Source organism: Ruegeria sp. HKCCA6837, from assembly GCF_013034475.1.
GTDB lineage: Bacteria > Pseudomonadota > Alphaproteobacteria > Rhodobacterales > Rhodobacteraceae > Ruegeria.
In genome coordinates, this window is the sequence record NZ_WQGD01000037.1 from 1 (window position 1) to 12,999 (window position 12,999).

12 protein-coding genes are annotated in these 12,999 nt (G+C 53.5%); 2 read left to right on the plus strand and 10 right to left on the minus strand.

Features of this window, described 5'->3' with window-relative positions; translation table 11 throughout:
* Nucleotides 1-288: 288 nt before the first annotated feature.
* The 10 genes from GOV91_RS21995 to GOV91_RS22040 form a co-directional block, all read right to left on the minus strand.
* On the minus strand, nucleotides 289-1,443 hold the full coding sequence (locus tag GOV91_RS21995; RefSeq protein WP_171237069.1) for a Gfo/Idh/MocA family protein: 1,155 nt from the start codon (nucleotides 1,441-1,443) through the stop codon (nucleotides 289-291).
* Entirely contained in the window at nucleotides 1,443-2,498 is a 1,056-nt protein-coding gene (locus GOV91_RS22000) for a sugar phosphate isomerase/epimerase (protein ID WP_171237070.1), read from the minus strand. Before GOV91_RS22000 ends, GOV91_RS21995 begins: the two co-directional genes overlap by 1 nt.
* Before the next feature lie 26 nt (nucleotides 2,499-2,524).
* Nucleotides 2,525-3,583 carry a LacI family DNA-binding transcriptional regulator gene (locus tag GOV91_RS22005; protein WP_171237071.1) on the minus strand — a complete coding sequence of 353 codons (1,059 nt, stop codon included), beginning with the start codon at nucleotides 3,581-3,583 and terminating at the stop codon, nucleotides 2,525-2,527.
* 7 nt (nucleotides 3,584-3,590) lie between these two features.
* Nucleotides 3,591-5,213, minus strand: coding sequence for a dihydroxyacetone kinase subunit DhaK (locus tag GOV91_RS22010; RefSeq protein WP_171237072.1), 1,623 nt, complete (start codon nucleotides 5,211-5,213; stop codon nucleotides 3,591-3,593).
* An 11-nt stretch (nucleotides 5,214-5,224) separates the two neighbouring features.
* Complete coding sequence (locus GOV91_RS22015) at nucleotides 5,225-6,217, minus strand: ABC transporter ATP-binding protein (protein WP_171237073.1); 993 nt, start codon at nucleotides 6,215-6,217, stop codon at nucleotides 5,225-5,227.
* Entirely contained in the window at nucleotides 6,210-7,307 is a 1,098-nt protein-coding gene (locus GOV91_RS22020) for an ABC transporter ATP-binding protein (protein ID WP_171237074.1), read from the minus strand. Before GOV91_RS22020 ends, GOV91_RS22015 begins: the two co-directional genes overlap by 8 nt.
* A gap of 2 nt (nucleotides 7,308-7,309) precedes the next feature.
* Nucleotides 7,310-7,498 carry a hypothetical protein gene (locus tag GOV91_RS22025; protein WP_171180476.1) on the minus strand — a complete coding sequence of 63 codons (189 nt, stop codon included), beginning with the start codon at nucleotides 7,496-7,498 and terminating at the stop codon, nucleotides 7,310-7,312.
* Nucleotides 7,495-8,433: a carbohydrate ABC transporter permease gene (locus GOV91_RS22030; RefSeq protein ID WP_171237075.1), complete on the minus strand. Its 939-nt coding sequence runs from the start codon at nucleotides 8,431-8,433 to the stop codon at nucleotides 7,495-7,497. Before GOV91_RS22030 ends, GOV91_RS22025 begins: the two co-directional genes overlap by 4 nt.
* Nucleotides 8,430-9,377, minus strand: a complete 948-nt coding sequence (locus GOV91_RS22035; protein WP_171237076.1) for a carbohydrate ABC transporter permease — start codon at nucleotides 9,375-9,377, stop codon at nucleotides 8,430-8,432. Before GOV91_RS22035 ends, GOV91_RS22030 begins: the two co-directional genes overlap by 4 nt.
* Before the next feature lie 79 nt (nucleotides 9,378-9,456).
* Entirely contained in the window at nucleotides 9,457-10,776 is a 1,320-nt protein-coding gene (locus GOV91_RS22040; RefSeq protein WP_171186543.1) for an ABC transporter substrate-binding protein, read from the minus strand.
* A 399-nt stretch (nucleotides 10,777-11,175) separates the two neighbouring features.
* Here GOV91_RS22040 and GOV91_RS22045 point away from each other — a divergent pair, with 399 nt between their 5' ends.
* On the plus strand, nucleotides 11,176-11,955 hold the full coding sequence (locus tag GOV91_RS22045) for an MOSC domain-containing protein (RefSeq protein WP_171237077.1): 780 nt from the start codon (nucleotides 11,176-11,178) through the stop codon (nucleotides 11,953-11,955).
* A gap of 228 nt (nucleotides 11,956-12,183) precedes the next feature.
* Entirely contained in the window at nucleotides 12,184-12,942 is a 759-nt protein-coding gene (locus tag GOV91_RS22050; protein WP_254440765.1) for a DMT family transporter, read from the plus strand.
* Nucleotides 12,943-12,999 lie beyond the last annotated feature (57 nt).

Consider the following 12,999-nt stretch of genomic DNA (forward strand, 5'->3'; position numbering starts at 1 on the left):
ACTACTTTCACCTCGGGCGATGATATGCGTTATTTCTCAGGGTCGCTTTGGGCTCGCTGCAGACGTTCGGCAGAATTCATTCAACGTTTGCTGCGCGCACAAAGCGGACATTCCCATCTAGTAGACTCGGATGGAAGTCGATTGGTTCTTCGGATCACAAAAAACCTCTTCAAAGACGTTCGCGGTTCGTTGTACCGGAGCGTGCACCTATAGGTTGCGCGCGCTTCGGTTTTTTGCAGATACGCTCGATGCCTCCCAATATTTCTGCCTTATGCCAACAACCAGATTTTACGTTAAGCTGACCCAAGCTGCATTCCTTGAAGAGCTTTGCACGCACGCGGCAACAAATTTTACGCCACTAAGCCCGTCATGAACCGTTGGATAAACAACGGACGCGTCGGTTGAAATCCCATTTCGGAAAGCCTGGATCGCCTCAGCAGCCTCTCCATAGATATTGGCGAAACCTTCAAGATACCCCTCGGGATGGCCCGGAGGGACCCTGCTCAACCGATTGGCAGCGCCACCAGCTCCAGCTCCATTTCGTGTGATCAGACGCTTGGGTTCGTTGTAGGGCGTGAACCACAGGTAATTGGGATCTTCCTGAGACCACTCCAACCCACCTTTTTCGCCATAGACGCGCAAACGAAGTGCGTTTTCATTGCCGGGGGCCACCTGAGAAGACCACAGCATACCACGCGCTCCGCCTTCGAAGCGAAGCAAGACGTGCGCATTGTCATCGACTTTGCGCCCCGGCACAAAGGCCTGCAAGTCTGCCGCCAGGCTTTCCGCATTAAGCCCGGTTACAAAGCATGCGAGGTTGTAAGCATGGGTTCCGATGTCACCGGTTGATCCACCCGCGCCCGAGCGTTCTGGATCGGTTCGCCACTCCGCCTGTTTGAAATCCTGCTGCTCGGTCAGCCAATCCTGCGGGTACTCAACCTGAACTACGCGGATCTTGCCAATATCGCCGTTGGCAACCATTTCACGCGCCTGCCGAACCATTGGATAGCCAGTGTAATTGTGGGTCAAAATGAATAGAGCATTCGCGCTTACTGCTGCTTTGACCAGCTTCTTTGCATCGGCAAATGTCGAGGTGAGTGGCTTGTCACAAATGACGTGAATACCGCGTTTCAGGAACTCACGCGCAGCTGCATAGTGAACGTTATTTGGCGTGACAATTGAGACGGCCTCGATCCCAGATTTCAGCCGGGCTTCCCTGATTGCCATTTGTTTGAAGTCTTCATAGACCCGTTCAAGCCCCAATGCTTGCCCACTTTCAAGAGATTTCTCTGGCGTTGAAGACAAAGCACCGGCTACCAGCTCGAACTTGTCGTCCAGTCGCGCGGCTATGCGATGAACGCCGCCTATGAAGGCGTCGTTTCCGCCACCAACCATGCCAAGGCGAATACGACCCGAGGTTTCTTCACTGCGTCCTGTGACCATCACTCAATCCCCAGCATTTTACGATTGGCGGCTTCGTCTGCGCCACCATCAGCAAAATCATCAAAAGCTTTCTCGGTCACACGGATGATGTGATCTGACACAAACTGAGCGCCCTCGCGCGCTCCATCTTCGGGGTGTTTGAGACAGCACTCCCATTCGACCACAGCCCAGCCATCAAAGTCATTCGCGGCCATTTTTGAGAACACAGCCCCGAAATCCACCTGACCATCGCCCAGTGAGCGGAACCTCCCGGCCCGATCTACCCAGCTTTGATACCCGGAATAAACACCCTGCCGGCCGGTTGGATTGAACTCGGCATCTTTGACATGGAACATCCGGATCCGATCTTTGTAGATGTCGATATTGTCCAGATAGTCGAGGCATTGCAGCACGTAATGCGACGGGTCGTATAGCATGCAGGCCCGTGGGTGATTGCCTGTCCGCTCGAGAAACATCTCGTAGGTAACACCATCGTGGAGGTCCTCTCCGGGGTGGATTTCGTAGCAGACATCGACACCGCATTCATCGGCGTGATTCAGGATGGGCACCCAACGGCGCGCAAGCTCATCAAATGCCGTTTCAATCAAGCCGGCAGGGCGCTGCGGCCAAGGATAGACATATGGCCACGCCAGCGCGCCTGAGAATGTCGCATGTGCCGAAATGCCCAAATTTTTCGAAGCGGATAGCGCTTTTTTGACCTGGTCCACGGCCCATTCTTGTCGGGCTTTCGGGTTCCCCCGGACGCTTTCGACCGCAAAGCCATCAAACGCACTGTCAAAGGCTGGGTGAACGGCCACAAGCTGGCCCTGAAGGTGTGTTGAAAGTTCCGTGACTTCGACACCATTTTCCTTGGCCTTGCCTTTGAAGTCATCGCAATAACCAGCGCTGGATGCGGCCTGTTCGAGGTCGAACAACCGGCCATCCCAACTGGGAACCTGAACGCCATTGTATCCACAATCAGCCGCCCATTTTGTGATCGCGTCCCACGAATTGAACGGCGCTTCGTCCCCCGTAAACTGTGCAAGAAACAAAGCTGGGCCTTTGATCGTTTTCATAAATTTCCTCCCCAAAACCTAAGCCTCTATGGCGGTAAATTTTCCTTTAGATAGATATCGATACGGATACGTTCCTGAGCTTTGTTGAACGGGACTTTGTCCGAAGTCGCACGCAACAGGCGAACGGCCGAACGAACAATGTGCCCAGTGTCTTGCGAGATTAAGGCGTCAAATGTGCCAAGCCTAAGCGCCTCACGACTGAGTGGAGTAAGCTCATGAGCTATAATCACCAGGTCTTTGCTGAGCTTGTTCTCTGAAAGAAATTGAATCAGGCCTGCATTACCCGCTGCTGACGAGTATATTCCGACCAGATCCGGATAGGTTTGAAAGATTTCGGGCATCATCTTGTAAATCAGATCCGGGTCATCCCGACCCTCGACAGACGCTACGACTTGGAGGTGCGGAAATTCCTCGGCCACAACAATATCAAAGCCTTGACGACGCTCGAGGTGGTCACGCGCCAAACGAGAGCCTGTAAGAACCAAGACCTTGCCGTCGCGATGCACAAATCGTCCCATCAGCTGAGCGGCGGTTCGTCCTGCCGAAACGTTGTCGATTCCCACAAAGTGGTCTCGCTCAGAACTGGGCAAGTCAGACACCAAGGCGACCACCGGAACGCCTTTGTCCCTGAGCCTTTTTATAGCATCCCGGACAGAAGGCGTTTCGGGCCCGAAAACTGCGACTCCGTCTACATCCAAACTGTCGACAGCATCCAGAATGTTGACGATATCTTGCGGCTCAAACGGAGCCACTTTCTTTATCGCAATACGAGTCCGCTCGATAAATTGGTCACGGGATTGTTCTGCGATCTGACTGCTGATTGCCTCTACAAACTCGTTGTCCGTGTCCGGCAGAACAAAGAGGAAGTTGTAAACTCGGTTTCGTGCAAGGTTGGCCGCAGCGGTATCGCGAACATATCCCAGCTCATCAATTGCCTTTTGCACTTTCTGTACGGTTACGGCCCGCACGCCGGGACGTCTGTTCAAGACCCGGTCAACAGTCGCCAGACTTACACCGGCGACGCGCGCGAGGTCGTTTACGGTTGGCTTTTTCACCAATTCTAGTTTTTGTTTTTGGTCTTCCACGTGTTCTTCAGCCCTCAATCTCCCGTGCCAAGCCTTCAAACAACAAAGCAACAGCCTCGGCGCCGGGATCGTTATGTCCAACTAGGTTTTCTTCGGGAACATAGGCCGCGCGGCCTGCCTTCGCACGACGAATATTCGCGGTGTTGTTCGCGCCTTCGCGGGCAGCCTCGGCCGCATGCGTCAGACCAGATGGCAGTGCCGCAAGCGCCGGTGCCAGAGCGTCAATCATTGTCCTGTCACCGACCTTGGCACCCCCAACCTGGCTGACGCGATTCAGACCTTCGACCAGAGACTTCGATACCGAAGCCCCGCTCGCACAGGCATCTCCAGCTGCGTTGAAGAAAATTGCGAGTATCACGCCGGAAGAACCACCCATTGTCTGGCTTAACTCATTGCCTAACGCTGGAAACAGTTGTGTCAAATCGGCAAGCGGCATGCGGTCAAGACTTCCTTGCAATGCTCTTGCGGCAGTCGCCAATGTGCTTCCTGTATCGCCATCCCCAGATTTCGCGTCCAGTTGGTTGAGGTTCTTCTCGGCGTTGATGAGCAATTCAGACAGCCGGGTGATCGTTTCCCTTGTGGTGGGATTGTTCGAAGGAATTGGATCGATAGGGGTCAGGCCATCAGGCAATGATGCCACATTAATCGGGTTCATGGAATTGATCCCCGGCCATGCGGCCAGATCAACAGGTGCTTCAAGCGCAGATAAATCGTCCTGATCTACAGGCAGAATAGAAACGGAAAACCCGTGCATATCCAGCGATGTCATCATTGGCGCGGGGCCAATAATATGATGGGCAATACCAGTCTCGGACAAGGCGTGTGTGAGGACAGCCATTTCCAGCGGAGTTGTAGAGCCGAGGTTGTTGACCAACGCCACACAATGCCCGGACCCCACCCGTTGCTTCAGCTTCTCCACTACTGTGGACATAGCCGATACAGCATTTGAGAACTCGACTTGCTGTACACCAGGTTCGCCATGGATGCCCAAGCCAAGCTCCGCTTTGCCAGGGGCAATCCGGTCTTCTTTTGGAGAGCCGGGAACGGTGCAGGTGTCCAAACTCATTCCGATGCTGACAACCTTTGCTATGGTACTTCTTGCTGCTTTGGTAACGGTGTCCAGATCGGCACCACCTTCAGCTAGCGCTCCGGCGATTTTGTGAACGAACAACGTACCCGCGACGCCACGCGGTTGCGGAAGGTCGGGCAGGGCGATGTCATCATCAACAACAACCATCTCTACTTTGCGGCCCAATGCACGGGCGCGTTCAGCTGCCAGTCCAAAGTTCAATCGATCACCGGTGTAATTCTTGACGATAAGCAAGCACCCAGCTTCACCCGTAACCGCAAGAATGCCCGCCAAAACCGCCTCGACCGAAGGCGAGGCGAACACTTCTCCGCAGACCGCGGCCGTCAGCATACCGGTACCAACAAACCCTGCGTGGGCCGGTTCGTGACCAGACCCTCCACCGGATATCAGGGCGACCTTCGACTTGTCCCAATCCGACCGGTAAACAACCTTGATATGTGGATAGCCGTCCAGCCGGGTTAGCTGCCCGCCAGAGGAAGCCAGAAGGCCGTCTATGGCCTCTGTTACCAGGGTTTCTTTTGTGTTGAGGAACTGGGCCATGCTTTTGCTCCTTAATTCACGCGCGCGCCGGACGCGTCAAAATACAACGGGTTGTGGGGGCGGATTTTTATAGTCTTTCCAGATGGGTAGTCCTGATGGACATCAATCAGGGTCACAACCGGGTGACCGTGTAAGTCCAAGTGTAGCCGTGTTTGATCGCCCAGATGTTCGGCACGTATCACCCGCGCCTCGCTGCCTTCGCCTTCGATGATGTTTTCCGGGCGCAGGCCGATCTGCGGGCCTTTGTGATCGCCTCCGAACAACTCGGACGGCAGGATGTTGATCCGTGGCAGTCCCAACCGGCTGGCGACGTAAACACTGCCCGGGTTTTCATAGATGTCCCGGGGTGTTCCGTATTGAACCAGCCTGCCGTTTTCCAAAACGCCGATATGCGTCGCCATTGTCATGGCTTCGACCTGATCATGCGTCACGTACAGTAAGGTCGACCCCAGATCGGCCTGAATCCTTTTCAGCTCGACGCGCAAATCCGCCCGAAGCTTGGCGTCCAAAGAACTGAGCGGTTCGTCCATCAGGAAGATCTGGGGATCACGCACCAGCGCCCGTCCGATCGACACACGCTGCATTTCGCCGCCAGACAGTTCGGTGGCTTTGTTGTCCAGCTTGTGCGGGATCTGGAGGATCTCCGAGACTTCGTTGACCTTTCTAGCGATCTCATCCTCTGGCGTCTTCAGGATCGGCGACCGCAGCGGGAAAGATAGGTTCTCACGCACCGTCATATGCGGGTACAGCGAGTATTGCTGGAAGACCATCGCCACATCGCGCTGGGCAGGTGTATATAGTCCAACGTCACGCCCGGCAATACGCACCGTTCCTGAATCCAGTTTCTCAAGCCCGGATATCAATCTCAGCGTCGTTGTTTTTCCCGCTCCAGTCGGGCCCAACAACACCACAAAGGCGCCGTTGGGGATCATCATTGAGATATCATCTACCGCTTTGACGTTGCCAAATGACTTCGAGATATTCTCCAACGCGACTTCAGCCATTGTTTAGTACCTCGTCGTTCAGAGCGGACCTCAAAGCACGCCCGGTAGACTTTTCAAACAGGGTTACTGCAGTGGAGCGGAACTCCAATCCCACCGTCTCGCCGGGATTAACAACTTCGCGTGCATCAATTCGAGCTTTCAGCTCTCCGTTCGGGCTTTGCAGCGTCACGATCTGGGTGGTTCCTAAATATTCTGCGGCCAGGACCTTGGCTCGGTAGGTACTCGCATCCGATAAAAAAACATGCTCCGGACGAACGCCGAAAACCAAGTCACCTTCCGCATCTTCCATCAGTTTGGGCACGGCTTCGTCATGGCCATTCAGTCGTACCATTTCCGAGCCAGGCTCGACCTTTCCTTGAAACGGTAGGAAGTTCATCGAAGGAGACCCGATAAAGTCCGCAACGAACATCGTAGCTGGTTTGTCGTAGATTTCTTGAGGAGTGCCGAATTGTTCGATCACGGCGTTGTTCATCACAACGATCTTGTCGCCCATTTGCATGGCTTCCAACTGATCGTGTGTGACGTAAACAGTGGTTGCGCCCATGCGATCATGAAGTGCGCGTAGTTCTTCGGCCATGTGCTCACGAAACTCGGCATCCAAGGCACCAAGAGGTTCGTCCATCATGAACGCCTTGGGTTCGCGAACAATCGCGCGCCCCAGTGCCACGCGCTGCCTGTCACCGCCTGAAAGCCCACCTACCGGGCTATCGAGGATGTCGTTGATCCCCAGAATTCCCGCGACTTCCTCTACTTTGGCTTTGACAGCAGCACGCGGCATGCCCTGCGATATCAGGGGATAGCTGATATTTTTGCGAACGTTCATGTGAGGATACAGCGCAAACATCTGGAACACGAATGCAATGTCTCGCTCTGATGGGGGCCGCTGGCTTATCTCTTCACCGTCTAGGTAGATTTCACCTGACGTTGGAAGTTCCAAGCCGGCGATCATCCGCAGTGTTGTCGTCTTTCCGCAGCCAGATGGCCCTAGCAACATGAAAAACTCACCGTCCTCAATCGTGAACGAGCTTTCGCGGACAGCCGTGAAGTCGCCGAACATCTTCTTTACGTTTTTGACTACGATCTGGGCCATTTCTACTCCGGGAAATGGCTGACGATGATGAACATGACGGTTCCGATCAACGTGACGATGAAAGAGTAGGTGAAGGCCCAAAGGACAAAGGGCTGCATCAGCATAAAGACACCCAGCGCAATAAGGATGGTTGCGACCATCTCCCATGGGCCGCGGCGAAATCGCAACAATCCGTTAAGAAACCCGCTCATTTGCGTACGGCTCCGAATGTGATCCCACGCAGCAAATGTTTGCGCATCAGGATGGTGAATATCATGACAGGGATCAGGAAGATCGTGGCACCTGCCGCCACAGCAGGCCAATCCAGGCCGCCAATACCGATAATGGTTGGGATGAACGGTGGTGCGGTCTGCGCGTTCGCGGATGTCAGCAGCACGGCAAACGCGTACTCATTCCAGGCGAAGATCAAGCAAAAGATAGCTGTTGAGGCTATGCCGGTCGCGGCTTGCGGCAGCACTACTTTGTAAAACGCCTGAAACCGTGTGTAGCCATCTATGAGCGCGGCTTCTTCGTACTCTCTTGGGATTTCGTCAATGAAGCCTTTTAGCAACCAGACCGCCAAGGAAATATTCACGCCCGTATACAACAGGATCATCCCCAGATGCGTGTCGCTCAGCCCAAGGTTTCTGAACATTAGAAAGATTGGGATGGCGACAGCAACCGGGGGCATCATCCTGGTACTAAGAATGAAGAACAGAAGGTCGTCCTTGAGTGGGACCTTGAACCTGCTGAACGCATAGGCGGCCAGCGTACCAAGGAAGATACTCAAGAACGTCGAGCCAAATCCGATGATAACCGAATTCATAAAGCGCTCGCCAAACTTGGATGGCCCGACGATCACCATGTCGTATTGGCGCACGATCTCATCGGCCCAGTTCTGCGGCGGGTTCGCTTCCAAAAACTCCTGCGTCTGCCGCGTGCGCGTGGTGAAGAGATTGACGTAGCCTTCAAGCGTTGGGTCAAAGACCACTTTGGGCGGGTAGCTGATCGCATCGGCAGGTGACTTAAAGCCAGTCAGTAAAATCCAAACCAGAGGGATCATCGTTATCAACGCATAAATGATGACCAGAAAACCGGCGATCCACTTGGCCCGGTTTGAAGGTTCAGTGACGGAAAAACTGCTCATCTCTGTTTCACCTTGTTCAGGGCTTTGACGTAGATCGACGCAAGGCCGAACACGGTGACGAAAAGGATGATCGCATAGGCTGACGCATAGCCCGTACGCCATTTCTCAAAGGCTTCGCGTTTCAGGTTGATCGAAGTGAGTTCCGTAACAGACCCCGGCCCCCCGCCGGTTAGCTGAACCACCAGATCGAACATCTTGAAGTTCTCGATTCCTCGAAACAGCACCGCGAGCATCAGGAACGGTAGCACCATCGGAATGGTGATTGTGAAGAACTGCCGCAGCTTGCTGGCCCTGTCGATCTCAGCCGCCTCGTAGATGTAATCGGGAATGCTGCGCAGCCCGGCCAGACAGATTAGCATCACGAAGGGGGTCCACATCCAGGTGTCGACAATCACGATCGCCCAAGGGGCCAGATTGACGGATCCCAGCATTTCAAAGCTCGATGGGTCTTTGCCTGTAAACCAGGACACGATGTAGTTAAACAGCCCGATTTGAGGTTGATACAGGAACTTCCAGAAGTTCCCGACGACTGCAGGAGACAGCATCATCGGCAGCACGATGATCGTTGTCCAAAGATCGTTGCCCTTGAATTTCTTGTTGATCAACCAGGCCAGAGTAAACCCGATCAAGACCTGGAAAAAGATCGTCCAGAACAGGAAGTGCGCCGTCGCCTGCATATTTAGCCAGGTGTCCGAGTCTGTCAGAATACGCTCGTAATTCCTGAGCCCGACATCTTTGACTTCGCGCCCGATCCGGTTGGCCTTGTAGTTGGTAAAGCTCAGTTGGATGGTCCAGATCAACGGAAAGATGTTGATCGCCAGCAATAGGAATATCGTTGGGGAGATGAATATCCAGGCGATCGCGCGATCGGATAAACCTCGTATTTTTCGCGCAACTCGCTCGGGCGTTGCCTGCGCAACGCGATCTACGGTCCTGTCAGACATCTCTTTGCCAGTTCTTGTTGGTTTAGGACTCACGGGTGAAGTTGGAGCGGGATAGCACCCGCTCCTGCCTTTGTCCGGACTACAGCTTGCCTTCGTCTTCGAAGACTTCCGTCCAATCTTCGATCAGAAGATCAAGCGCTTCTTGAGCTGTACCTTGATCAGCAACCACGTAGTCGTGGATGCGTTTCTGCATGGCCAGCAGGAGTTCCGCGTAGGCAGGCTCTTGCCAGAAATCCTGAACTCCAGCCATTGCTTCAAGGAAGTCACCGGCAAACGGTTGGCTGTCCACGAAACCAGGATCTTCCAGCACGGAGTTGTGTGCCGAGTAGCCGCCTAGCTCCCACCATTTGGCCTGCACTTCTGGCTGTGCGAACCACTTGATGTATTCAAGGGCGGCGTCCTGTTTGTCAGAGTAGCTGACAACAGAAATGCCTTGTCCGCCAAGCGTTGAACCTGCCTGATTTTGTGGTGGGTTTACAAAGAAGTCGATCTTGTCACCGCCGGTATTGGGGTCGGCATAGAGACCTGGGAAGAACGCAAACCAGTTCATCGCCATGGCGACCTGACCGGACTTAAAGGCATCCAGGCTCTCACCCATGTAAGAGTTGGTATATCCCGGAGGTGTCGCCGTTTTGTAGAATTCCTTGTAAAATTCTAGAGCTTCAACAGCTTCCGGTGAGTTTACAGCACCTTCCATGTCATATGAGCCAGGGGTGTTTTCGTATTTGAAACCCCATGGATACAGCGCTCCGGTCACACCCATGGTGATCCCTTCTGAGCCGCGTTCGGTAAAGATTGCTGCACCGTAGACAGTCTTGCCGTCGATTTCACGACCCTGAAAGAACTGGGCGATCTGCAACAACTCTTTCTGAGACTGAGGTTCACGTAGGTCCTGACCAGTCGCCTCCTTGTACGCAGCTTGGATTTCGGGATTTTCGAACCAGTCCTTGCGATAGAACCAGCCGTTTGCATCGCCCATCGCAGGCAGCGCGTAGTAGTTTGGTGTACCTTTGGGCCAGGTCGAGTAAGCGTAAACAGTGGCCGGTGCGAAATCGTCCATGCTGATGCCTTCAGCATCGAAGAAGTCGTTCAGCTGGACGTAATGACCATTCTCAGCGCCGCCGCCGATCCATTGGCTGTCACCGATCAGTAGGTCGCAGAGCTTACCCCCAGAGTTCAGCTCGTTCAGCATACGGTCCGCAAAATTTGGCCACGGAACAAATTCGAAGTTCATCGTGTGGCCGGATTCTGCTTCGAATTCTTTGGATAGTTCGACAAGCGCGTTGGCCGGGTCCCATGCAGCCCAACATAGCGTCAGATCTTCAGCATTTGCCTTGGTAGAAAGAGTAGTAGCGGCAAGGACTATTGCGCTGGCCGAAGCCAGTTTTGTGTAAGTCATCCATTCCTCCCTTTTTGCGCCGTCAATCGAGGATGTGCGAATCGCGGCATACTTCCAAAGCTATTTGAGGTACGCACCTCAAGTCCAGAAATATTTGAGGTTCGTACCTCAAATGAGCAGGGAAGTTCGTTGAACTTGTTGTCTTAACCTATGATTTTAATAAAAATTGTTTGTTTTCTTTGATGTGCATCTATTTTCAGCAGTAAGGTTTTAAATTGCCATATCGACAAAAACTGGCGAGGCCCACTTTGGCGGCCATCATGGTACCAACACGTTTAGCGAACCCACTGCTGAAGCACTCACAGATTATTTAGTCGATACCTAGGAGAATTGGAGATAGCTTCAAACAGCACGCACCACTCGGGATCGTGCATAACTCGTTTGGTCAGGTGCAAACGTATGAAAACTCTCTCTATCGTCAGATTGAACCGCTACCCAATAAAAGGCTTGAGCGCCGAGCCCATGCAAACTGTAACGCTGCGTGCAGGAGATGGCATTCCAGGTGACCGTCTGTTCGGATTTGCTCGATACAACTCCGGTTTCGACGTGCAGAACCCGCAACCGCTCCCGAAAGATCGCTTTGTTGTTTTGTTGAATGAAGCTGCGCTTGCAGGCGTTAAGACAAATTTTAATGTTGAGACCCAATATCTTGAGATCAAAGCGAGCGGCAAAACACGCAGCTTTAATATGCAAGCACCAGAAGATCGGATGAATGCGGTGAGTTTCCTGTCTTCGGAGATCGACCTAAAAGACCCCGAACCACCAAATTTCGTTTCGTCCGCTCCGCATCGGTTTACAGATGTATCTGTCGTGTCACCTAAAATGATGAACGCGATATCCGTTCTAAATCTGGCGTCTGTGGAAAAGTTAGGTGAAAAACTGAACGCGGAAGTCCACCCAGCGCGCTTCCGGGCGAATATCGAGATGGACGGTTTACCCCCGTTTTCTGAGTTGGATGAAGCTGGATCAGTTTTTAGATTTGGCGATGTTGAGTTAAAGATACTCTCACGTACGAAAAGGTGTGCAGCCACTGAAGTAAACCCGGAAACGGCTAAGCGGGACCTGAAGATACCCTATCTAATTCGGAAGTTGATGGGTCATACGGACATGGGTGTCTATGTTGAGGTTGCTAAAGGCGGAACGTTGAGAGTCGGCCAAATTGGGGAGATGTTGAATTGAGTGTTACTCACCCCGCCAGAGTGGCAGTCACAGGCGATTTGTCCCGCGTTCTCTCAAGTAATTTGTGTCTACGCTTTCGCCAGTCGTTTTCTTGCTCGCCCAGCCTAGCGAATGTGACTCCGTCAAAAAAATGCTCCAGATGAAGCATGTAATTGACCGAACCTGGAAAGTTTACCAAGATCGTTTTTTGCGGATTTCTCTGACCTCTTCCCAGGCTTGGGAAGAAAGATGGGCTTCGACCGGCTACCGATTGCGCTCGTTGCAGCCATCGAATTCGTCAGTACCATCGTTATTGCTCTTTTGGGCGTACGTACTGGGCGCAACTATCTAGCCTTTGCCTTCGCAATCATCGGCGTAGCCCTCCTGATTGACGCGCCGTCGCTACTGGCAGCAGATGGACCTGATCTCATTTCTGATCTTCTTGGCCTGTTCTGGGCGGTGCTGAACGGCTCGCTTTTCGTTCTCTACATCATCTTCGGCCACAAGATTTCCGAAGGTGGCGCGTCGGGCGGTGTGGAGCGCCTTGCCGCTGTCTTGACAGCGGCCTTTATATTTGTGGTGCTCATAGGTTTACCGCAAGCCCTCGACGATTTTGGTGCGCCCTCGCTGGTACTGGCCGGGATCGGCGTCGGCATCTGTTCCTCGTTAATCTCCTATGTCTGCGATCAGCTCGCGATGGCCCGCTTGCCACGTGCCAGCTTCGCGTTCCTTCTGGCTCATCTGCCAGCGACCGCCACGATCATCGTCGCGACGGGCCTGCGTCAGGTTCCGAGCGCTGTGGATGTCCTCGGCGTGCTCCTCGTCATGATTGGCGTAGCCGTTCACAAATCCTGTCGATGCGGTCTGCAGGTGTCGACGGCGACTAGAATCGGCCATTCGCTGCAACTTGACGAACGAGCAGGTTGGGCTCAATGCGGTGCTGTCAGACGAATTCGAAGCAGTCTCAGTTTGCCGCGGAAACCGCGAACCTATCCGGAACAAAGTTGACGCCACTCGCTAAGAGCGGCGGCGCGAGTCAGCTTGAAGGTGTCTCGGCTGGCCAGC

Coding starts and splice junctions, on each gene's coding strand:
- GOV91_RS21995 (WP_171237069.1), bottom strand. CDS start 1,443: ATGGTCACAGGACGCAGTGAAGAAACCTCGGGTCGTATTCGCCTTGGC.
- GOV91_RS22000 (WP_171237070.1), bottom strand. CDS start 2,498: ATGAAAACGATCAAAGGCCCAGCTTTGTTTCTTGCACAGTTTACGGGG.
- GOV91_RS22010 (WP_171237072.1), bottom strand. CDS start 5,213: ATGGCCCAGTTCCTCAACACAAAAGAAACCCTGGTAACAGAGGCCATA.
- GOV91_RS22015 (WP_171237073.1), bottom strand. CDS start 6,217: ATGGCTGAAGTCGCGTTGGAGAATATCTCGAAGTCATTTGGCAACGTC.
- GOV91_RS22020 (WP_171237074.1), bottom strand. CDS start 7,307: ATGGCCCAGATCGTAGTCAAAAACGTAAAGAAGATGTTCGGCGACTTC.
- GOV91_RS22025 (WP_171180476.1), bottom strand. CDS start 7,498: ATGAGCGGGTTTCTTAACGGATTGTTGCGATTTCGCCGCGGCCCATGG.
- GOV91_RS22030 (WP_171237075.1), bottom strand. CDS start 8,433: ATGAGCAGTTTTTCCGTCACTGAACCTTCAAACCGGGCCAAGTGGATC.
- GOV91_RS22035 (WP_171237076.1), bottom strand. CDS start 9,377: ATGTCTGACAGGACCGTAGATCGCGTTGCGCAGGCAACGCCCGAGCGA.
- GOV91_RS22040 (WP_171186543.1), bottom strand. CDS start 10,776: ATGACTTACACAAAACTGGCTTCGGCCAGCGCAATAGTCCTTGCCGCT.
- GOV91_RS22045 (WP_171237077.1), top strand. CDS start 11,176: ATGAAAACTCTCTCTATCGTCAGATTGAACCGCTACCCAATAAAAGGC.
- GOV91_RS22050 (WP_254440765.1), top strand. CDS start 12,184: ATGGGCTTCGACCGGCTACCGATTGCGCTCGTTGCAGCCATCGAATTC.